Source organism: Holdemania massiliensis AP2, assembly GCF_000327285.1.
Taxonomy (GTDB): domain Bacteria; phylum Bacillota_I; class Bacilli_A; order Erysipelotrichales; family Erysipelotrichaceae; genus Holdemania; species Holdemania massiliensis.
In genome coordinates this window covers 96,842-119,357 of sequence record NZ_HE998568.1, presented here as the reverse complement: position 1 = coordinate 119,357, position 22,516 = coordinate 96,842, and the positions used below count along the sequence as shown (strand labels likewise).

Annotated in this window: 16 protein-coding genes; all 16 read left to right on the top strand. The window is 49.5% G+C overall.

Annotated elements, in window-relative coordinates; translation table 11 throughout:
- The first annotated feature begins 14 nt into the window (after positions 1 to 14).
- The 16 genes from BN162_RS17875 to BN162_RS08335 all read left to right on the top strand — a co-directional run bounded on the left by BN162_RS17875 (position 15) and on the right by BN162_RS08335 (position 22,462).
- A complete protein-coding gene (locus BN162_RS17875) occupies positions 15 to 1,394 on the top strand; it encodes a D-alanyl-D-alanine carboxypeptidase family protein (protein ID WP_020224644.1) in 1,380 nt (459 codons plus the stop codon).
- Positions 1,395 to 1,629: 235 nt separating this feature from the next.
- Complete coding sequence (locus tag BN162_RS08405) at positions 1,630 to 3,183, top strand: flotillin family protein (RefSeq protein ID WP_020224643.1); 1,554 nt, start codon at positions 1,630 to 1,632, stop codon at positions 3,181 to 3,183.
- 226 nt (positions 3,184 to 3,409) lie between these two features.
- Positions 3,410 to 5,251, top strand: a complete 1,842-nt coding sequence (gene typA, locus BN162_RS08400; RefSeq protein ID WP_020224642.1) for a translational GTPase TypA — start codon at positions 3,410 to 3,412, stop codon at positions 5,249 to 5,251.
- Between the two features lie 171 nt (positions 5,252 to 5,422).
- Positions 5,423 to 6,004, top strand: coding sequence for a YcxB family protein (locus tag BN162_RS08395; protein ID WP_020224641.1), 582 nt, complete (start codon positions 5,423 to 5,425; stop codon positions 6,002 to 6,004).
- Between the two features lie 157 nt (positions 6,005 to 6,161).
- Complete coding sequence (locus tag BN162_RS08390; RefSeq protein ID WP_020224640.1) at positions 6,162 to 8,099, top strand: putative bifunctional diguanylate cyclase/phosphodiesterase; 1,938 nt, start codon at positions 6,162 to 6,164, stop codon at positions 8,097 to 8,099.
- 39 nt (positions 8,100 to 8,138) lie between these two features.
- A complete protein-coding gene (locus BN162_RS08385; protein ID WP_020224639.1) occupies positions 8,139 to 8,660 on the top strand; it encodes a nitroreductase family protein in 522 nt (173 codons plus the stop codon).
- Positions 8,661 to 8,807: 147 nt separating this feature from the next.
- On the top strand, positions 8,808 to 9,368 hold the full coding sequence (locus BN162_RS08380; protein WP_020224638.1) for a TetR/AcrR family transcriptional regulator: 561 nt from the start codon (positions 8,808 to 8,810) through the stop codon (positions 9,366 to 9,368).
- A gap of 100 nt (positions 9,369 to 9,468) precedes the next feature.
- The gene (locus BN162_RS08375; RefSeq protein WP_020224637.1) at positions 9,469 to 11,004 is read left to right on the top strand and encodes an FAD-dependent oxidoreductase; all 1,536 of its coding nucleotides are present in this window, start codon (positions 9,469 to 9,471) and stop codon (positions 11,002 to 11,004) included.
- Positions 11,005 to 11,295: 291 nt separating this feature from the next.
- Complete coding sequence (locus BN162_RS08370) at positions 11,296 to 14,217, top strand: EAL domain-containing protein (RefSeq protein WP_020224636.1); 2,922 nt, start codon at positions 11,296 to 11,298, stop codon at positions 14,215 to 14,217.
- A 113-nt stretch (positions 14,218 to 14,330) separates the two neighbouring features.
- Positions 14,331 to 15,128, top strand: coding sequence for a Cof-type HAD-IIB family hydrolase (locus BN162_RS08365; RefSeq protein WP_020224635.1), 798 nt, complete (start codon positions 14,331 to 14,333; stop codon positions 15,126 to 15,128).
- Positions 15,129 to 15,364: 236 nt separating this feature from the next.
- Positions 15,365 to 16,357 carry a hypothetical protein gene (locus tag BN162_RS08360; protein ID WP_020224634.1) on the top strand — a complete coding sequence of 331 codons (993 nt, stop codon included), beginning with the start codon at positions 15,365 to 15,367 and terminating at the stop codon, positions 16,355 to 16,357.
- Between the two features lie 965 nt (positions 16,358 to 17,322).
- Positions 17,323 to 18,777: a 4Fe-4S dicluster domain-containing protein gene (locus tag BN162_RS08355; protein WP_020224633.1), complete on the top strand. Its 1,455-nt coding sequence runs from the start codon at positions 17,323 to 17,325 to the stop codon at positions 18,775 to 18,777.
- A gap of 18 nt (positions 18,778 to 18,795) precedes the next feature.
- Complete coding sequence (locus tag BN162_RS08350; protein WP_020224632.1) at positions 18,796 to 19,044, top strand: (2Fe-2S) ferredoxin domain-containing protein; 249 nt, start codon at positions 18,796 to 18,798, stop codon at positions 19,042 to 19,044.
- Positions 19,041 to 20,723, top strand: coding sequence for a [Fe-Fe] hydrogenase large subunit C-terminal domain-containing protein (locus tag BN162_RS08345; protein WP_020224631.1), 1,683 nt, complete (start codon positions 19,041 to 19,043; stop codon positions 20,721 to 20,723). The genes BN162_RS08350 and BN162_RS08345 overlap by 4 nt, the downstream gene beginning before the upstream one ends.
- Entirely contained in the window at positions 20,716 to 21,903 is a 1,188-nt protein-coding gene (locus tag BN162_RS08340) for a SpoIIE family protein phosphatase (protein WP_040451866.1), read from the top strand. Before BN162_RS08345 ends, BN162_RS08340 begins: the two co-directional genes overlap by 8 nt.
- Positions 21,904 to 21,919: 16 nt before the next feature.
- A complete protein-coding gene (locus BN162_RS08335) occupies positions 21,920 to 22,462 on the top strand; it encodes an NUDIX hydrolase (RefSeq protein WP_020224629.1) in 543 nt (180 codons plus the stop codon).
- The last annotated feature ends 54 nt before the right edge of the window (positions 22,463 to 22,516 follow it).

The window sequence follows — 22,516 nt, the reverse complement described above, 5'->3', positions numbered from 1 at the left end:
AGGAGTTTTGTAAAGTGAAGAACAGGATTCAAAAAATAGTACTGATGGTGGTTTTCCTTCTGACATTGACGCCGCTGCCGTTAAGCGCGCAGGCCACGATTTCAGAAGAACCGGATTTTCCGGAGATCAAAAGCGACTATGTTTACATGGTCGATTTGGATAACAATCAGATCATGCTGGATGAGGGGAGTGAGCAGACCATTTATCCGGCTTCGATGACCAAGATGATGACGCTGTTGGTGGCGATTGAGAATGCACCGGCGTTAGAAAGCACCATGGTGCTTGGGCCGGAGGTGTTTGCCGGGCTGGCGGAAGCGCATGCCTCGGTTGCCGGGTTTAAGCCGGGGGAAGAAGTCAGCGTTAAAGACTTGCTTTATGGTTTGTTTCTGCCTTCCGGCGCTGACGCTGCGCAGGCTCTGGCTTTGGAAGAAGCCGGCAGTGAAGCGGCGTTTGTTGAACTGATGAATGAGAAAGCGGCGGCTCTGGGGATGAGTGGAACTCACTTTGTTAATACCTCCGGTCTGCATGATCCTGATCACTACACCACGCTGCGGGATCTTGAAAAGCTGATGCGCTACGCGCTGGAAAACCCCACCTTCCGCGAGATTTTTCAAACCCGGCGCTATACTGCCAATCCATCGCTGCATCCGGGCGGTCTGGTCTGGGAAAGCACGCTGTTTGCGAAGCTTACTACTGGACCAGAAAATGAGGCGAATGCGACGATCACGGCGAATTCCTCACGGATCGTCAACGATTCTATTATCGGCGGGAAAACCGGCTATACCAATCCGGCGGGTCTGTGTCTGGCGTCGATTGCGGAGAAAAACGGCACGAGGTATCTGTTGATCACCGCGCATGCCCCAGTTTCCAATACCCCTTATCACATTCTGGATGCCGCGCATATCTATGATTATTTTTATGAGTATTATGCCCGGCAAACGGTATTGACAGCGGACCAGATTCTGCTGGAAACCAAGGTGCCGTTTGTTTTGTTCAACAACAAGCTGTCGCTATCAGCCGGAAGTGATATTGTGCTGAATCTGCCGAAGACGCTGGATCTGTCCACGCTGCTGATTGAAACCGAACTGGATCAGGATCTTCAGGCGCCGATCTCGGAAGGACAGCGTTTAGGAACGGTGAAAATCAGCCGCACGGATACTGAAACGCCCACAGTGTTAAAAGAACTGGAACTAGTCAGTCCGCGCAGCTATAAGCGCAGTGCCCTGCTCTATGGCTTTTATCAATTTCAGCAATGGGTAAAGAACAATACGATTTTCTTTGCCCTGAGCGTTTTGGGACTCATTCTGTGTCTGATTTTGCTTCGTGATTACCGACGGGAACAGCGCCGGTATCAATCAGCACGTAAAAAACGCAGACGCCGTCCGCACCTTTGATTGAATCTTTGCAGGAACGAGAAATCAGCTTGTTCCTGTTTTTATAATCAATCATGAACACAGTTCAGTTTTGCTTGTTAATATATTTACAAAGTAATCATTTCATGCTATACTAGGTTTAACAATTTGTTAAGACAAATATTCTGATGAAGAATTAGTTAAGACAAATTTTAGAAAAGAGGTGAGGGATCAGCAGACAGAAAAGAAGCAAGGCGCCACCACAAGTGAAGGAGGGATGTTTGTGTTGGAAGCAGTAATGGCTTATCAAAGCTTGATCATCGTGCTCGTCATTGCTGTGCTCGTCATCGTGATTTTGACGACCGGCTACATCAAAGCGCCGCCAGATACGGCGTATATCATTTCCGGCCTGCGGAAGAAAATTATCATCGGCAAGGCCAGTATTAAAATTCCTTTCTTTGAACGGATGGACCGGCTGAGTCTGAAGCTGATTCCGATTGACGTAAAAACGTCTACGGCCGTACCGACCGCCGATTATATCAACATTCAGGTAGACGCCGCGGTCAACATCAAGATCAGCAGCGACAATCAGCGGCTGTCCGTGGCCGCGGAGAATTTCCTGAATCAGGATACCGACTATATTGCCCGTGTCGCGCGGGAAGTACTGGAAGGCAACATGCGTGAGATCGTCGGTCGGATGAAGCTGGAAGAAATGGTCAGTGATCGTCAGAAATTTGCCGAACTGGTCAAGGAAAACGCAATGCCGGACTTAGCGGCAATGGGATTGGATATCATCAGCTTTAACGTCCAGAACTTCTCCGATTCCAACGGCGTGATCGACGATTTGGGCATCGACAATATTTCTCAGATCAAGAAGAAAGCCGCGATTGCCAAGGCCGAAGCGGACAAGGAAATTGCCGTAGCCAAAGCTGAGGCGGATCGTCAGGCCAGCGACGCACGGATCAATGCCGAACGGGAAATTGCGATTAAAAACAATGAGCTGGAAATTCAGAAGGCCGAATTGAAGAAAGACGCCGACTTGAAGCAGGCGGAAGCCGATGCGGCCTATCAGATCGAACAGGAAACGCAGCGGAAAACGATTGAAATTACTTCGGCGAACGCGAATATTGCCAAGCAGGAACGGGAAGTCCTGTTAAAACAAAAAGAAGCCGAGGTCAAGGAAAAGGCCTTGGACGCGCAGATCCGCAAGCAGGCGGAAGCGGAGAAATATGCTCAGCAGCAGCGCTCGGATGCTCAGCTGTACGCCCGGCAGAAAGAAGCGGAAGCCCGTAAATTTGAAATTCAGCAGGAAGCTGAGGCCCAGAAAGCCAAGGCGGATGCCGAACGGTACACGAAAGAGCGCGAGGCTCAGGGAATTCAGATGGTCGGTGAAGCCGAAGCGGAAGCCGCCCGGGCTAAAGGAATTGCCGAGGCCGAAGCCATGGAAAAGAAAGCTCTGGCCTATCAGAAATACAACAATGCCGCGATGGCGGAAATGCTGATCCAGATTCTGCCTGAGGTTGCCGGCAAGATCGCCGAACCGTTAAGCCAGATCGATAAGATTACGATTATTGGCGGCGAGGGCAGCGGACTTGATGGCGTATCGCAGAACGTACCGGCGGTCATGGCCAAATTATTTGAGTCCATGAAGGAAACCACCGGCATTGATCTGAAAGAGATTGTTCGTGCAGGCTCCTATGACGCCAAGGTGAACCGCAATCTGAACGTGTCCGGTCTGACCCTGACGCAGCCCTCGGCAGCCGCCGAAGCCGAGCAGGAAACCACAGATGCACAAAAATCACAAGCGGAAGACGAACCGGTCGCTGACTGACCGGTTTTCCTTTGCTTAAAGAACCTGTTTTCAAAGTAAGCTTGTTTTTATGCGTCAGAATGTCGAAGATTGAAAAAAATTGATATCCAGATTGCGTTCAGCTTTGTTTTTCCGGCCTTTTTCAAAATTTGCCAATCTTCAATTTATCGCTTTGTTATGCGGTTTTTGTTGTAATTTAAGGATAATGCGTCTATAATAAAGCACTGTGTAAAGGAATGGTACTTTTATGGCATATCAGAAGATTATTAACATCGCGGTCATTGCCCATGTCGACGCCGGTAAGTCGACGTTGGTGGATGCGTTTTTAAATCAGAGTCACGTTTTCCGGGATAACGAGGAAACGGTTGATTGCGTTATGGACAGCAACGATCTGGAACGGGAAAGAGGAATTACGATTTATTCCAAAAACTGTTCTGTGACGTACAAGGATTACAAGATTAATATTGTCGATACTCCGGGTCACGCGGATTTCTCTTCCGAGGTTGAGCGGATTATCAAAACGGTGGATACCGTTATTCTGTTGGTAGACTCCAGTGAAGGACCGATGCCGCAGACGCGCTTTGTACTGCAGAAAAGTCTGGAATGCGGCCTGCGCCCGATTCTTTTGATCAACAAGATTGACAAGAAGGATGAACGCGCTGATCAGGTCATCGATGAGGTTTACGATTTATTCCTCGATTTGAACGCGACGGATGAACAGCTGGATTTCCCGATTCTTTACGGCATTGCCCGGCAGGGGATTGTCCGCTATCAGCCGGCAGATGAAAATGAAGATATTACGCCGCTGTTTGAAACTATTTTGAAGCATTGCGAAGCTTATCCGGATTTAACCGAGGAACCGGTACAGATGCAGGTTTCCGCACTGGCCTATGACGACTATATCGGCCGTTTAGGAATTGGCCGGGTTTACGAAGGCACTTTAAAAGAAGGCAGCACCGTTATTCTGTGTAACGATGAAGGCCGGCAGGAACGCCGCAAAATCAATCAGGTATTCGTCTATAAGGGCCTGAGCCGGATTGCGGTATCGGAAGCGCAGTGCGGAGAAATCGTCATGATTTCCGGTGTTGCGGATATTTCCATCGGGGATACGCTGTGTGATCCCGAAAATATCCGTCCTCTGCCGATGATCCGGATTGAAGAGCCGACATTGTCGATGAACTTCATGGTCAACACCTCGCCTTTTGCAGGACAGTCCGGCAAATATGTCACTTCCCGCAACATCCGTGAGCGGCTGGAAAAAGAACTGGAAGTCAATGTTGGGCTGAAGGTGGAAGAAACGGATACGACTGACTGCTTCAAAGTTTCCGGACGTGGCGAGCTGCATCTGTCAGTTCTGTTAGAAAATATGCGTCGGGAAGGGTATGAGGTTGCGGTCTCCAAGCCGGAAGTCATCATGCACAAAGTGGACGGTGCTCTGTATGAGCCGGTTGAAGAAGTGGTCTGCAGTGTTCCGAATGAATATTCAGGAACAGTCATTTCCAAGCTGAATCTGCGCAAAGGCATCATGGTCGATATTCAGGATGAGGGCAGCTACACCCGGATTCTGTATACTGTTCCAACGCGGGGCTTATTAGGCTATCGCTCTGAGTTCATCAACGATACCCGCGGTGAAGGCACGATGGTTCGCCGTCTGGCTGGGTATGAAGCTTACAAAGGCGATATCCCGCAGCGGGCAAACGGCGCGCTGATCTCTACGGAAACAGGCAAGGCAATGACCTATGCCTTATGGAATATCCAGGAACGCGGCCAGCTGTTTGTTTCTCCGCAGACCGAGGTCTACGAAGGGATGATCATCGGCATGGCTGCGCGGAACATGGATATGGACGTCAATCCGTTAAAAAACAAGAAGATGACGGCCGTGCGTTCCACTGGCAACGATGAAGCGATGAAGCTGGTTCCGCCGAAGATCATGTCACTGGAAGAAGCGTTGGAATTCATCAATGATGATGAACTGGTCGAATTGACGCCGACGGATATTCGAATCCGTAAAAAATATCTTACGGCATTGGAACGTCGTCAGCATATGCGTGAGCTGAACAAGGCCGCGGCTGAGCTGGAAGAAGAATAAAACCTTAAACATCCGTGAAACCGCGGATGTTTTTCTTTTTTGGATATCGAGGTTTGTTTTAGGGTCGATTGCTTTCCAGCGTCAAGCTCGGTATAATGAAATTACTTTGATGAGGGATCGCAGGATGGGCATAAGCGGAAGGCGATCCGGATGGAATAGGGGAAAATGAGAATGAGATCAACAGAAGTTCAGACGCATGTCGGGCCCTATGCTTACACAGTCTTTTACGACTTGGGAAACGCCGAGATGCTTGCTCAAATGAAACATACTAACATAACACTTTACACATGGACGGGTGTCTTTTGGATTGTTGGGGGATGTTTATTTTTGTTTGATTGGAATGGAATTTTAAAAACTTATATGAGCTGTTCCTATGTGATTATGGGTCTGCTTTATATACTGTGGGCTTTATCCATGCCAAGAGTATTTAAAAAGGGCAGACGCCTGCAGCTGAATACTGATATCGAAAGCAATCGGCGGTTAAAAGCCGGATATACGTTATCTTATACCTTTCATGATGAGGATTTTGAGGTTCGCTCAGAACAAGGGTGGGAACGCATAAATTATGAGGATTGTTATGGCTATCTTGAAAATGAGGAGTATCTGTTTATCTCGCCGAATAGATATATGGGGTATGCTTTAGAAAAAAAGAACTGCGATGAGGAAACGCTGACCTTTCTGAAAAACAAATTAAAACCTGTGCCGACAAAGAAAAAAACGAAATCAGGCTGGTTGAAGAAGCCGCAAAACTAGGACTTCATTTTGACAAAGGTATTTTGAGCATTGAACGGTTGGAGAATTTCCCGGAGACTTTGTGATTCAGGTGTTTTCTTGAATTGTAATTGGTTTTAAAAATGGTTATAATGAAAACGGTTTACTAACGAACAAAATCAGGGGAAAGAGGGAATGTATGGCCTGGAATATCGCTGCTGAGTGCATCTCGATTGTTTTTTTATCGATCATTCTGGTGTACTCGCATAAGGGCGCGCTGCTGCCGTCCTGGAAGAACCGGATGTTTCAGTGCTGTTTGGGGGCAACCTTTGCGGCGATGGTGTCCAATGTCCTTTCAACGCTGCTTTTAGCCAATCCCGATTGGGCGGATTCCTGGCTGTGCTGGGGCATAACGGAAATCTACTTTCTGGCGACGCCGTTAATGGGGCTGGCTTATTATTGTTATACGGCAGCGACGGTTTTTGAGGAACATGCCGGCGGCAGGCGGGCCTGTATCCTGGGCATTCTGCCGGGGATACTCTATGCCGTTTTGGTGCTGATCAATCCGCTCACCGGTGTGTTGTTTTCAATTCAGGCCGGGGTGTATCTGCGTGGTCCGCTGATCATCACAACGTATCTGATTTTTTATTTTTACTGTCTGATCTCGGTGGTGCTGGTGCGGGTGTACCGCAGCTGGCTGGAACCGCAGATCTATAAAATTTTGTTTGTTTTTCCTTTAATTGCAGCCAGCGTTATCGTTGTCCAGCAGCTGTTTCCCGCGGTTATTTTAAGCGGTTCCGCGGCAACGACGGCAATTTTATTGATCTATCTGTACCTGCAGAACAAGCAGAGCTTGCTGGATCCGCTGACCGGTCTAGACAATCGTGTTGAATTTCAGAAAATGATCAGCTTGTCCATCCAGCGTGGGCAGCCGCTGTTTTTAGTGATGGTGATTTCGCTGCGGGATTTCAAACAGATCAACGATCACTTTGGCCAACGCACCGGCGATCATTTTTTGAAGCTTATTGCTTCCACCTTAAAGACCTTGACAGCTCCTTATCCGGTATACCGTTTTTCCGGGGATGAATTTGCGCTGTTAATCCGCGGCCGCAGCCCAGAGCAGATGGAAGAGCTGCAAAAAAATATTCATAGCCGTTTCAATGAACCTTTTGAAATTGACAGCTACAGCTGCCGGCTGCACGCGGTGATCGGGATCGCGGCCTATCCTCACAGTGCTAGAAGTCTGGAGGGCTTGATCAACGGTCTGGAATATGCGGTAAATCAGGCAAAGCTGCATCATTGGAAACAATGCTATTGTGATCAGAAAATGCTGGAAGGCATGCGCCGGCGCAACGAAATAATCGAAATTCTGAAACAAAAGCTGCAGGATCAGGAATTCGTCATGGTGTATCAGCCGATCTACGAAGTGAAAACGGGAAGGATCAGTGCTGTGGAGTCCTTGATGCGGATCCCGGAAAGTCCTTTGGGTCCCCTGTCTCCAGCAGAATTTATACCGATTGCCGAGGAAACCGGCTTGATTGTGGCGATGACCTGGCAGATTCTGCGGCAGATCTGCGCTGTTATGGTTCGCTTGCAGGAAAACGGCGTGACACTGCCGGCGGTTCATATCAATTTTTCGGCAGTTCAGCTGGTTCAGCCCCAGCTGGCGGAAAAGGTCCTGCAAACGCTGCGGGAATGTCAGGTTGCCCCCGAACAGATCATCATTGAAATTACCGAAACAGCGCTGGCAGAAAATCCGGAGGAAACAACTCGTTTTGCCAGGACGATGATGGAACAGGGCGTACGCATCGAAATGGATGATTTCGGTACGGGCTATTCGAACATTGATTCGGTAATGCATATGCCGCTCAGTACCGTTAAATTGGACCGCAGCCTAGTTGTTTCAGCTGTGGAAAATCCGCGCAGCGCGACCATGATCCGTTATTTGATCCGTGTCTTTCACGAGTTGGGCTGCGAAGTGCTGGCAGAAGGGGTGGAAACGGAAAAACAGGATCAGTTTGTCCGGGCAGAGGGCGTCGATTTAATTCAAGGTTTCTATTACTCCAGACCGCTTCCAGAACCGGAACTGATTGAATTTCTAGCAGATTTTCATGCTTGGCCTCAGGCAAAAGCTTGACGGCTGCGGTATAATTGAAGAAAAAGGAGGGTCATTGAAATGTCAGAATCAACGATCAAAGATCTTCAAACACGCCGGGCAATCCGCCGTTTCCAAGCCAAAGCCCCAGCCGCTGCACTGCTGGATACCGTGCTGGAAACCGGGACTTATGCGCCAACTGGCCAAGGCAAGCAGGCGCCGGTCATCATTGCGGTGCAGGATCCGCAGCTGCGCGCTCAGCTGACGCGGATGAATGCAGAATATGCAACACCGGGTACCGATCCTTATTACGGCGCGCCGGTCATTGTACTGGTCTTAGCCGACAGTACAGTCAGTACCTGGGTGGAAGACGGCAGCTGCGTCTTATGTACGATGATGCAGGCCGCTCATGCCGTTGGTTTGGGCAGCGTCTGGATTCATCGGGAACGGCAGATGTTTGACAGCGAAGAAGGCAAAGCGTTGTTAAAGACCTGGGGTTTAAGCGAGAATCTGCGCGGCGTCGGCGCGCTGGCCTTAGGCATTCCGGAAGGCGAAGCTCCGCAGCCGAAGCCGCGCAAAGCAGGTTATATCCTGAAGCTGTAATCGTAAGAAACACCGGTGAAGCAAGCTGGTGTTTTCTTTTTGGGTAAATCCGCTGATGAAATCAGGAAAGGGATTGTCAAGCTTGATATCCTTGGTTATCATAAAAAGAGACTGCGGTGTAACTAAGTGATGAAGGAGAGGATCAGGATGACGATTGCGATCAATCAAAACGAAGAGGAACTGGAACAATGTCTGTTTGATGCCTTAATGGAGCTGATGCGGACGATGCCGCTGGATAAGCTGACCGTCAATGATATTCTGAAGCAGGCCCATGTCAGCCGTTCAAGTTTTTACCGGCGCTATCAAGATAAATATGATCTGGTCAATAAGAGTTATCAGAAGATTCTCGATAAGACACTGTTTACTTTTTTAGACGGATGCGGCTGGCATGATTCGGTGAAGGCTTTATATCAGATTTTTGAAGAAAACTTGTTTTTCTTTCAGAATGCCCTGCGTTCACATGATCCCAATTCCTTGCGTCATTATATCTTTGAGATCAGTCTGAATTTGTATACCGAAACGCTGAAGCGAAATGGAGAAGACGTTGCGGACTGGCATACGATGGCGATGCTGCGGGTACATATTTACGGCAATTTGGAATTGATGTGCGAATGGGTGGAAAAGGGGATGGATCGGTCGATCGACGAAATGATCCAGCTGTCCTGCGACACCCTGCCGCAGCGGTTTAAGGCTTATTTCAACGATTGATCGTGAAATGACGGACAAAGAGAAACAAAATGCGCGACCTGTTTCTTGATTCCTGACAAAGAGAATTGGATAATGAAATCACAAACAGGAGGAAAGAAATATGGCAAAGAAATCAATCAGCCGCCGCGATTTCCTGAAGGGAGCGGCCGCATCCACTTTAGGTTTAGCGGCTGTCGGGATGTTAGGCGGATGCAGCAGTGAAGAAACACCGAAGTCTTCGGCATCTTCAATCCAGTGGACAAAAGAAACCGATGTTCTGATCGTCGGCGCTGGCGGAACCGGGGTCTGTGCGGCGGCCGCCGCGGCTGAGGCCGGGGCAAAGGTTCTGGTTTTGGAAAAGGCCGGGATTGCCGGAGGAACCACCAATCTGTCCGGCGGCGTCATGCAGGCTGCCGGAACCACCTACCAGAAACAATTTACACAATATCAAGATGACACACCGGAAAAGCATTTTGAATGCTGGATGGCAGAAGGCGAAGGACAGCTGGATGAAGCGCTGGTCAAAGATCTGGCCTTGGGCGCTCCGGAAGACATTGAATGGCTGGCCAGCACCTGCGGCTTGAAGTGGACGAGTGTCTACGGTCATTGTCATGTGCCGTATTTAAAGGATGAAGTGCTGGCAGACCGAATTCACGTCTATGAGGGCGGCGGCGCTTCCGGCAGCGGCGGAATTTATGTTCAGGCCGTTTTAAAAGTTGCCGAAGGCTTAGGCGCCGTGGTTGAATATGAAACGGAAGTGACACGGCTGATCACAGAAAACGGCAAAGTCATCGGCGCGGAAGCGACACAGAACGGACAGACAATCACGATCAAGGCCAATCGCGGTGTTATTCTGGCTGCCGCAAGTGTCGATCAGAATGCCGATATGGCGAAGGAACTGAATCCGCAGCAATATTGGGATGATACGACACAGATCTGTCTGTGCGTGGCTACCGATACCGGCGATGGCATCCGCATGGGCATGGAATTGGGCGCAGCCTATGTGAGCGGCGGAACGATTGACTTCTGCGGCAAGACCGGAGCGGCGACGGACAACCGCAATCCGTTATTCCCATCGTTCATCGTCAACCAGGCTGGACGGCGGTTTGTCTGCGAAGATGCGACCTATGCTTATCATTACCGCGCGATCTATCAGCAGGAAATGCAGCTGCAGGGCCCGACTTATATGATTTTCGGCACCAGCAGCCTGGATGCGCCAACTTCACCTTGGACGGCGGAAACCGCGGCTAAGGATGTTGAGGATGGCGTGCTGATCATGGCAGAAACTTTGGAAGATCTGGCTGGAAAGCTGGGTATTGACGCGGCCGGCTTGGTCAGAACGATGCGGGACTGGAACGAAGACGTCGCGGCAGGAACGGATCCTTTCGGACGCAAAGACGGTCTGGAACCACTCAGCGGGCCATTCTATGCCTATAAGAACACTTCCTATAATCTGGGCGCCTTAGGCGGATTGAAGATCACGACAGACTGCGAAGTGGTCGATGTCAATGGCAAGGTCATTGAAGGCTTATATGCCGCAGGCTTAAATGCCGGCGGCTGGGTCGGTCCATATTATCCAGGCAGCGGTACAGCGGTCATCGGTACATGCCACTTTGGCCGCAAAGCCGGAGCGGCTGCCGCTAAACGTTCAGCATAACAGAAGTTTATCGGATAACGGTTCTCATTGACCGTTATCCTTTTTTCTTAAGCTTTTAGAGTGAGGGAAAAGGTATACTGAATTAAAGCAGCGATTTCCATGGCGTCTGGGAAGAAAAAGAAGCGGTTTCGGTGCAAACGGTTTGGCGCAAGAATCATTCACCTTTTGGATGGATCAATGTTATAATTAATATACGGAACTTATTGGAAAATCACTTATGGATGACTGCCTGAAAATCGGCAGCGGCCTGAATCTGATCGTTCATCGGAAAGGAAAGATTGAGAAAGCTGAATGAAAAAACGCAGTTTTATTCTTATGCTTATCCTCTGCCTGGGATGGAGTCTTATCAGTCCTTTCTTTCAGCCTGCCTCGGTTTGTGCGCAGTCACCGGTGATTCGGGTAGGCTATATTGATTATGCCGGGTTTATTGAACCGAGCGAAGAAGACGAATATACCGGCTACGGTGTGGAGCTGTTGGAGCGGATCGCGGCGATTACAGGCTGGCAGATTGAATATGTCTATGGCGACTGGCAGCAGATCCTTGAGCAAGTTCGCGAGGGGCAGCTGGATTTGACACTCTGTGCGCAATGGACTCCGGAGCGGGAAGCCCAGTTTTTGTTTTCCAAACAGCCGATTGGCAATGAATTGACGGTCGTTTATACCCGGGAGGAAATGCCGATTTATTATGATGACCCGGCGGCGATGGACGGGCTGCGCGTGGGACTGCTTGAGGGCAGTTACCAGAACCGCTGTTGGCAGGAATACGCTGAGAAACATCATCTGGAATGTCCTTTAGAGGAATTCAAAACTGAAAGTCAAATGATGGAGGCCTTGCTGAGTGAAAAGGTGGATCTGATTGTCAGCGGCGCACTGGCTTTGCATAAGGAAGCTAAGGTTGTACTTAAACTAAAGCCTTCGCCATTTTACATCATCACCAGCAAAACCAATACCCAACTGATGGAACAGGTCGACGAGGCGTTGGAGGAAATCTTGTTAGACGATCCGTATTTTGAAGCCCATTTGTATGATACCTATTACGGCGATAGTCAGTATTCAATTCAGTCGCTGTTCACCCGAGAAGAAGCGGCCTATATCCAAAACAGCGGTGAAATTCCTGTCGGTCTGGATGGCGGGCAGATTCCCTTTGCTTACGTCGAATCAGGAACACTGAAAGGGATCTGGCCGCAGCTGCTTGAACTGATTGAGAAGAAATCAGGTCTGCGGTTTTCATTGCAGCCGCAGTTCAGTCAGCCAGATTACACAGTGTTTTTAAACCAGAATCCGCAGCAGGGCTTATATGTTGGGATAACCCGGCAGAACTTGCGGCTGCGGGAAAATGAATCATTTCAGCTCAGCGATCCGCTGCTGGATCTGGACTTGATGGCAGTGGTCAGCCCGGATGAATCTTGGTCAGCAGGGGAACAATTCAGCTTGATCGTCACCGAAAACACGGCTCTGGGCAGCGAGTTTCTAAATCAAATCCCAGATGGAATCCTTTTGTATGCGGATACGCTGGAACAATGTCTGCAGGCGGTGGCGGATCATCAGGCAGCGGCCACGGTCTGCGATTCGTATACACTCAATTATTATAACTGGAAACCGGGAATTTCAGATTTGCGGGATGATTATCCGCTGGAATTTCCATCCCTGCAGCCCTGTTTTGCGGCCAGCTCCAAGCTGGATCCGATGTTGATGTCGATTCTGAATAAAACGATCGCTAGTTTGTCCCAAAAGGAAATCAATCAGATTATCTACGAAGCCACGGTGGGCCTGCATTATAAACAATCCTGGACGGACTGGCTGAAAGCCAATGCGGATTTGGCCGCCTCCTTGGCTCTGGCTCTGATCTTGGGGGTTACGCTGCTCATCTACCGCCGCCGCAAGCAAACGGAGGAACAAATTCAGAAGCGCAGAACAGAAATGTTCCAGCATAAGGCCGAAGTGGACCGCATCAGCGGTTTGTATAATGAGGAGGCATTTACCGAAAGAGCGAGAACCTTTCTGCTTCAGAATCCGCAACCTTATTATCTGATCTACATGAACATTCAGCGCTTTAAAATCGTCAATGAATTAATGGGAGTGGAAAAGGCCGACCAGCTGTTGGCTCATATCGGTACCCAGCTGAAAGCCTATTGCCAACGCTATCCTGGCTCTTTAGCCTGTCGGATTACCGCCGATCATTTTATGCTTTTGACTCCGCAGGCGGCTTATCAGAACAACGGTCCTGTGGATATTCTGAAAGACTATCATACCGAACTGAATCTATCCTTGGAGTTTGGAGTATATCCGATTACGGAGCGGACCCTGCCGATGAAGCTCATGCAGGATCGGGCAGCTTTGGCAGCAAAGAATCGAACCGATCCGCTGTTTTCTCAGGTCGGCTTCTATACGGATGAGCAGCGCCAGCGCTTCATTCGCGAACAACAGGTGCTCGATGAAATTGAAGGTGCGATGACCCGTGGGGAAATCATCATTTATATTCAGGCAAAATACGACATCGAAGCGCGTCAGGTCATCGGCGGTGAAGCCCTGGTCCGGTGGCAGCATCCGGCGCGGGGCTTGCTGGGGCCCGGTCAATTTGTCGGCATTCTTGAAGAAAAAGGTCTGATCATGCACCTGGATTTGTATGTTTGGGAAAAGACCTGTCAGTTTCTGCATCGACAGCGTGAACAGTACGGGCAGGTTCTGCCCATTTCTGTCAATGTTTCCAAATATAACTTCTATCGTCAGAACCTAGTCAACTTATTTACGGATCTGATCGCAAAGTATCAGCTGGAAACGAAGGATCTGCAGCTGGAAATCACAGAAACCGCCTGTGCGGAGGATACCGAACAGATCTATGCCGCCGTCAGGCAGCTGCAGAAGGCCGATTTCACAGTGCTGATGGATGATTTCGGGGCAGGCTATTCCTCGCTGAATATGTTCAAAGATGCACCGGTCGATATCATCAAGCTGGATATGGGCTTTATCAGCTCAGATGAAATCAATGCCCAGCGCAGCTTCGCGATTATTGAGGCGATCGTAAAACTGTCGCATTCGTTAAATGTTCCGGTCATTGTCGAAGGGGTTGAAACTCAAGCGCAGGTGGATTTTCTTAAATCGATCAATACCCGTTATATTCAAGGCTATTATTTCTCCCGTCCGGTCCCGGAGGAGGACTATGCGGCTTTGTGTCAAACAGCGGCTCTGCCGCAGAAAAAAGTCTCAGAATAAAAATATTCTTGACTTAGACCGCAGTGTCGGAGTCCAAGAATATTTTTTAATCCATGATTTGCGTCTTTGTAGCTTTGAATTTCTGGTACAATAAAACTTGGGAGTGAGTGAATATGTTAAAACTACTGGTCTTTGATGTGGATGGTACGTTATATGATCTAAAAAACCATGAAATTCCTTCTTCATGCCAAAAAGCGATCGCCCAGGCCAAGCAGAACGGATTGATTTTCGTCATTGCGACCGGGCGGACGCATTATGGCTTGGGCGCGGCGCTGAACGCCTTGAATCCGGATTACATTTTGGCGGTGAACGGCGCTGTGGTCGCCGATGGCCAGGGACGAGTTTTGGTTCATCATGACCTGACGCCAACGCAAGTCGAACGGATCAATGATTTCTGTCATCAAACGCAGGCCGGACTGGCTTGGAAGTTTCTGGATCATTGCTATATTTATCAATATCCGGAAAAAATCGACTGGCTGCAGCCCCAAAAGGAATCTGACATTGGTTCTGAACCTTTCATCGACTGTCCGGCCCAGGATCGGCATCAGCTCGATCTGCCGCAAAGCGCTAGTGTGCATGCTGATCCTAAAGCGGTGGAAGCGGTCTTTAACAAAGATCCCGAACTGGTTTTTCTGCGCTACAGCGAGGATGGCTATGATGTTGTGCAGCGGGGGATGAACAAAGCCGTGGGTTTACAGGAGCTGCTGGATCAGTTAGGCTTCACTTGCAACGAAGTCGCGGCTTTTGGGGATAATTATAATGATATCGAGATGCTGAAGCTGGCCGGAACGGCAGTGGCCATGGGCAACGCTGTGGATGAAGTGAAACAGCTGGCTGACTATGTTACTTCCTCTACAGATCAGGATGGGATTGCCCGAGCTTTGATCCATCTGGGCTGTGTGAAGGCCTGAAATCAATCTTTCTTTGCAAAGCCTGAGAAGGTGCAGATGGACTGTGAGGCGGAGCATCGGTATGTTTAAACACACATGAAGACAAATCCGCACGGATCTTGAGTTTTGAACTATCCAGGTCAATCTGTCTGCAGCTTGGCGCTGAGGATGTCGGGATAAAATTCGGATTTTTATTCAGGAAAAGGGGTTAAGCCTACCGAAACTTGGAAATACTGCAAGGGAAAGCAGGTGATTCCGTGCGGGCTGCACAAATACGCAAAGAAGAAATGGGACTGCATTCCCTGGGTGAAAAAAAGAATTATTTTGAAGGCTGGTACTTCCGCTTATGGGATGAGCGGTGTTCATTGGCAGTCATTGTCGGTTTCAGTCCCCAACGCCAGGAAGCTCCGTTTTTTATTCAGACAACGGATACTTTGATCGGCCGTTCCATCTGGGCGGAGTTTGCCTGGAATGAAGTGGTTCTGCGCCAGAAGCCTTTTCATTTGACCTTAGGCGAAAATGAATTTTCTTTAACGCAGGTCAGGCTGAACCTGCCGGATCTGCAGGTTCGGCTGCGGATGACCGATCTGACTCCACTGCCCTTTTCCCGTTATATGCCAACGATTATGGGTCCGTTTGCTTATCTGAACAACATGGAATGCATCCACGGCGTGATCAGTTTGCATCACCGTATGGAGGGGGTTGTCAGCAGTGCGGGCAAAACCGTCCCCATCGCAGGGACAGGTTATTTGGAAAAAGATCGCGGAACTTCTTTTCCACAGCGGTATATATGGTTTCAGTCAAATCAATGCGGCGTTCAGGATTCCTGTTTTTTCTTCTCCCTGGCCAGCATCCCCATCGGACCGCTGACGTTCAACGGCTGTCTGATCGTCGTGAAGCTGCAGGATCAGCTGCACCGTTTTGCGACCTATACCGGCTGCCGTCTGCAGTCGCTACAGTGCGATCAGCACCAGGATGGTTCCGGTTGGGCACAGCTGCGCTTTCATCAGGGAGCCTGGCAAATCTGGATTGATCTGGAATGCGGCCCGGCTTGCACCTTGGCATCGCCAAAGCAAGGTAAAATGCAGGGACGGATTCAGGAAAGTCTGAGCGGCAAGGCTCATGTAACCCTATTTCATCATGGAATGAAAAGGCATGAAAGCTTATGGGAGCAAGGCGGCATGGAGCTGCAATGGGAACTGGCAGCTGCTGAACAAGGACCGAAGAATAGAAAAAGAGGGTTGTCGTAAAAGACAGCCCTCAATAAATCTATTATAACATGAAAAAAAATTAAATGAAAGGGCTTACTTTTATGAGAAGTCTGACTATAATATAGGTGAAGATAAGGAAAGAGATCTTCAAATAGAGGAAGCAGGATCCTCATCCAGCCGATCAGAACGGTAGAGTCCGTTAAGGAAAGAACCTAGATTCTTAGATATTCAATAAGGCTGAAAAGAAATGAGGAATGAGGCTTTCAGAATAAACGTGATGTTTATTCTAAGGAGGTTAAAGTGAATGGAACCTGGACAGAGAGGAAACCGCCGCTAGTAAGCTGGCGTTGTGCGATGAATCGCAGATCCGTGTGATGCTTCTTACAACTTCCCATTTTGCTGAAAATTTGCAAAACAGCCATCGAATAGATAAACAGCCATTTTGTGAGTGTGAAGGGTAAACGCGAGGAAGAAATGAGAAAAGGTTTGGTTTCAGCAGTGGAATCGAATTGATGTCATAGTGATAGTTGCGGAAATGTTGGAAAACAGCCGCTGCGGTTCATCGGTATAAATTAGATTAACGATATAGATGAAGAACCTGCAAAAAATGCGGGTTCTTTTTTCGTTGGGGATCGTGGTCTCTGCCACTGAGATATGCAGGTAACGCATGGCTCAGCAGTCCCTGACTGCCTCATATTTTAAGGAGGATTGAAAAAAGCTTATTTTATCTTTTTGCTGCTGAAAATAAATCAGAAGAGGAAGATGGTAGCGCCAGCTAGGTTTAACATACCATAGTAAAGATTTCATATCAGCAATGGAAGGATTCGCAAACAGGATAAGCGTGTACGATTTCCCAGGAAATAGTAAACTTAACTGTGTTTTGATCACGCTGATAATTATTTTGAAAGCCTATACAGAATATGCGATAATAAAATAGAGTTAGAGAATTGAAAATGTTCGCTATCTATGGTAATGTGAATTTGTTAGCAACGGAGGAGAAAACGATGTCCATGTTCAATCACGAAGCACGGCAGTTTAAGTTTGACGTGCTCAAAGAAATTTCACAGCTGGCTTATGAGGGAAACTTAACGGAGGACAGCGCGGCGGCGATCAGCCGCAAACTGATTCCCGGGCGCAAAGCGGAATTCCGCTGCTGCGTGTATAAGGAAAGAGAAATTCTGCGGCAGCGTACACGGCTGGCCTGCGGGAAGATGGCGGATGAGGGAGCCGCGTACAATCCACGTCAGATTGTTCAGGTTATTGATGCGGCGTGCGACGGCTGTACCATCCGCAAAATTCAAATTACGGATAACTGTCGGAAGTGCATGGCGAAAGCCTGTCTGGCTTCCTGTAAATTTGATGCCATCAGCATGGGTCTGCACCGTGCCCAGATTGATTATACGAAATGTAAAGAATGCGGGGCCTGTGCCCGCGGCTGTCCTTACAATGCGATTGTGGTCACAGAACGTCCTTGTTCGCAGCATTGTCCGGTGGATGCGATTCGCTGGGATGAAAATGGGATTGCTCAGATCGACGAATCCAAATGCATTAACTGCGGAGCCTGCCAAGCGGCTTGCCCGTTCGGCGCAATCGAGGATATGTCGTGGATCGTTCCGGTAGTCAGTTTGTTAAAAATGGGAACGCCGATGTATGCGATCATCGCTCCGGCCATTCAGGGGCAGTTTGACAGTGCCACTCTGCCGCAGATCAAAAAAAGCATTGAGCTGTTAGGCTTTGAAAAAGTCTACGAAGTCGCTTTGGGCGCGGATGCCGTAGCCTGGGAGGAACAAGCCGAGCTGGCAGAAAAAATGGAAGTCGGCGTACCGCTGACGACCTCGTGCTGTCCAGCGTTTGTCAATCTAGCTAAGATGCACTTCCCGCAAATCTATGAAAACAACATGTCCACGGTGGTTTCACCGATGATGGCGCTGGCCCGCAAGCTGAAAAAAGATCATCCCGATCACGGCGTGATCTTCATCGGCCCATGCCTAGCGAAAAAACAGGAAGCCATGGAATCCTTTACCGCGGTGGATTATGTTCTGACCTTTGAAGAAGTAGCTGCGATGATGATCGCCAAACATATTGATCCTTCTGAAGTTCAGGCCAATGAAGAAGACTATCCGTCTGTCTTTGGACGCAACTTTGCCCAGGGCGGCGGTGTCAGCAAAGCGGTCGTGCAGGCAGCAAAAGAAAAAGCCATGAAGGCGCCGGTCAGCGTGTACGCCGATGGCTGTCAGGAATGCAAGAAGCAGCTGACGCTGATGAAGTTCGGCAAGTTTACCGGCGATATTTTGGAAGGCATGGCCTGTCCGGGCGGCTGCATCGCCGGGCCGGCGGTCATCGAACCGCCGATGATTACCAAGGGACGGATGGCAAAAGAGAATATCGGCAATCAGAAGACGATTGAGGAATCCGTGGAAAGCTTTGATTTTACCGATGTGCCGATGCATCGCAAATAAACGAAAAGGAGAGTCGACATGGTCACTGTTGAAGTTTGTATTGGAAGTGCCTGCTACGTCAAGGGCAGCAATGAAGTCGTAACGATTCTGCAGGAATTAATCAAAGAAAAGGGCTGGGAAGACCAGGTGAATGTCAAAGGAGCCTTCTGCATGCAGGTCTGCACACAGGGCCTGGGACTACGCGTGAACGGCAAGCAGCTGCTGGGCGTCGGTCTGCATAATGTCAAAGAGGTGCTCCTGCAGGAAATTACGGCGGCTTTGGCATGAGCTATATTCAGCTTTCTGAAGCGAACTGCCGCAACTGCCTGCGATGTGTGCGCGTCTGTCCGACCAAGGCGATGACCTATCAGAATCATCAGCCTACCATTATTGAAGAGGAATGTATCCTGTGCGGCAAATGCTATGCGATTTGTCCACACAGCGCGAAAAAGGTTCACAGTGATATTGAGGCTGTTCGGCAGTGGATTTGTGAAGGACAGCCGCTGGCACTCAGCATTGCTCCTTCGTTTGCTTCGGTCTGGCCGGATTATCCGCAGCTGAAGCGGCAGCTGCAGGCCCTAGGATTTGCGGTAGTGGAGGAAACGGCGGTCGGCGCACGATTGGTTTCGGAAGCCTATATGCAGCTGATTGAACAACGGCAGATGAAAAACATTCTGTCGACGTGCTGTCCGGCGGTCGTCACCTATGTGGAAAAGAATTTTCCGGAGCTGATCGATCAGCTGGCACCGGTCGTTTCTCCGATGATTGCTCATGGCTTTGATTTAAAAGTCCGTTATCCGGGGTATAAGACTGTTTTCCTCTCTCCGTGCATCGCCAAGCAGAAGGAAGCGGCGGATCCGCGGTTTGCCGGAGCGATTGATGCGGTCTTAACGATGCCGGATCTCTCCGCCTGGCTCAAGGATATTCCGGTTCAGGAAATGGTTGAAGCGGTACCGTGGGAAAATCTTCAAGCCAGTACAGTTCGGATGTATCCGACTCCGGGTGGGGTCATCCGTACCTTAAGCAGCTCGGATGAAGTTTACGAACGGGTCAGCGCCGAAGGCATGGAACGCGTAAAGGATGCGTTGAATTCGATTGCCCAGGGACACATGGAAGGCTATTTCTTTGAGCTTTCCGCCTGTGAACAATCCTGTTTGGGCGGCCCGTTGTTATGTCATGTCGACCACAGTGAATGGAAAGCCCGCAGCGCGATCCGGCGCAACATGGATCCGCAGGATCAGGTGCGTCAGGCTCAGCTTCCGCCAAGACTGCGCGCCGACTGGCAGGCCGATCCAATTCAGCGGTCGGTCCATACGGAAGAAGAAATTAAAGACATGTTGTTTCTGATGGGCAAAACGACCAAGGAAAAAGAACTGGACTGCGGCGCCTGCGGTTATGAAAGCTGCCGTGCCAAAGCGATCGCTGTATTGGAAGGCAAGGCGGATCCGAAGCTATGTCTGCCATATGCGCTGGAACATGCCCAGTCGATATCCAACCTGATCATTGAAAATACGCCCAACGGCATTCTTGTCTTAGATGAGAATAACTGCGTGCGTGAGATCAATCCCGCTGCGCTGAACATGATGAACCTGCAGGAATTTGATCCGGTCGGCATGCCGGTGGAATCGATTCTGCCGGATCAGGGGCTGCATGAACTGCTTCAGGATTTTGTCGGCGTGCAGTATTACCGCTGCGAATATCCGCAGTATCATAAAATCTTAAACCATGCGATGATCTCGATTGAGGATCACCGGTATGTCATTCTAATCTTAATGGATTTAACAGTGGAAGAAACCAAGGAAAAGGTCATTCGTCAGATGCAGATGAAAACGGTGGAAGTCGCTCAGACCGTCATTGATGATCAGATGCGGGTCGTTCAGGAAATTGCCAGTCTGTTAGGCGAAACTACAGCCAAGTCGAAGGTGGCATTGACGCGGTTAATGAAAGCGATGGATGAAGATGACTGAGGAAAAAATCCATGTGGAAACCTCGTTTTCCTCATTAATCAAAAAGAATGAGGAACTGTGCGGCGACAAGGTGGCGATCCGCTACTGCGATCAGTTCTGCATTCTTGTTTTGGCGGACGGACTGGGCAGCGGGGTAAAAGCGAATATTCTTTCGACGCTGACCAGCACGATTATCTGTGAGATGATGGCGGAAGGGTCAACGCTGCAGGAGGCTGTCGATACGATTACGGCGACGCTGCCGCAATGCCAGGAGCGGGGAATCGCTTACTCCACCTTTACGATCGTTCAGATCTATTACGATGGAACTGCGTATTTGATCGAATTCGACAATCCTGCCGCAATCATCATGCGCAGGGGGCAGTGTCTGGAACTGCCGCGGACCACGCGGATGATCGGAGGACGGAAGATTCGTGAAAGCAGCTTTCAGGTAGAACCGAATGATTTCATCGTTGTCTTTTCCGACGGGATTATTCATGCCGGAGTCGGAACCTTTCTAAACTTTGGCTGGGACCATGCCGACGTCGAAAAACATCTGACGGAATATTGCCGGTCGACAGATCCCGCCCGCGAAGTGACGCGGATTTTACTGGCCTGCGTCAACGATTTGTATCAGGGCAAGCCCGGCGACGATTCGACAGTCGCTACCGCCAAAATAGTTCCGGCTGCCGAAGCCCGCGTAATGGTTGGACCTCCGGAACATCCGGAGGATGACCGCAAGGTGGTGGGCCGGCTGCTAAGCGCAACCGGAAAGAAAATCTGCTGCGGAGGAACGACGTCCAACATTGTTGCACGGATTACCGGAAAAGAAATTCAGATCGAAAATCTCTTGTCACTGACCTCGGATGTCCCGCCGATGGCGTATATCGAAGGACTGGATTTGGTGACGGAGGGCGTCCTGACGCTGCAGAAGGCCAATGAATATCTGCATGAATGCGCACAGTCTCCGCAGTTTTATGAACAGTTTCTGTTGACGAAGCAGGAAGACGGGGCAATTTTGTTAACCAAGATGTTTCTGCAGGATTGTACGAAGATCGTGTTTATGGTTGGCCGTTCGGATAATCCGGCGCACCGCCAGCTGGCGTATTCGACGATCTCCCTGCGGGCCAAAATCCGCATGATCGAGCGGATGGCAGAGAATTTAAAGAAGCTGGGCAAGATTGTTCAGATAGAATTGTATTGATGAAAGGGCGTCGCTGATGAAGCTTACTTGCCGAAAACGTCAGGTCAAAGTTAAAAATCCGTGGATTGAGGTTTATGAGGATGAAGCGGAATATGCGGACGGCCGGATTCTGCATGCCTATACCGTGCTGCATTATCCTCAGGCTTCCGCCGCGCTTGTTGCAGAAAATGCGCAGGGACAGGTGCTGCTGATCCGCAGCTGGCGTTATCCGATTCAGCAGGAAGGCTGGGAAATACCATCAGGTTTGGTGGAAACGGGTGAAGATCCTGCCGCAGCGGCTGTTCGTGAGGTAAAGGAAGAAACCGGGATTGATGTTAATTATGCGGTTCTGCTTTGTCAGTTTTATCCCTCTAACGGCATGGCGGATCAAAAGGTCTATGTCTATGAGGGAAAGGCTCTAGAATCGGAGTTGATCATCGATGAACGGGAAGTCGAAGAAGCGCGCTGGTTTACTCCGGAAAGCCTTTATCCAATGCTCAACAGCGGTCAGATTCAGTGCGGGATATCGCAGCTGGGTTTGAGAACCTGGCTTATGAAACGCACGGAAGCAGCAGAATAGAACAACACGAAGGGTTGATTTCAGCAAGAAGGATCAATCCTTTTTGTTTGCTTT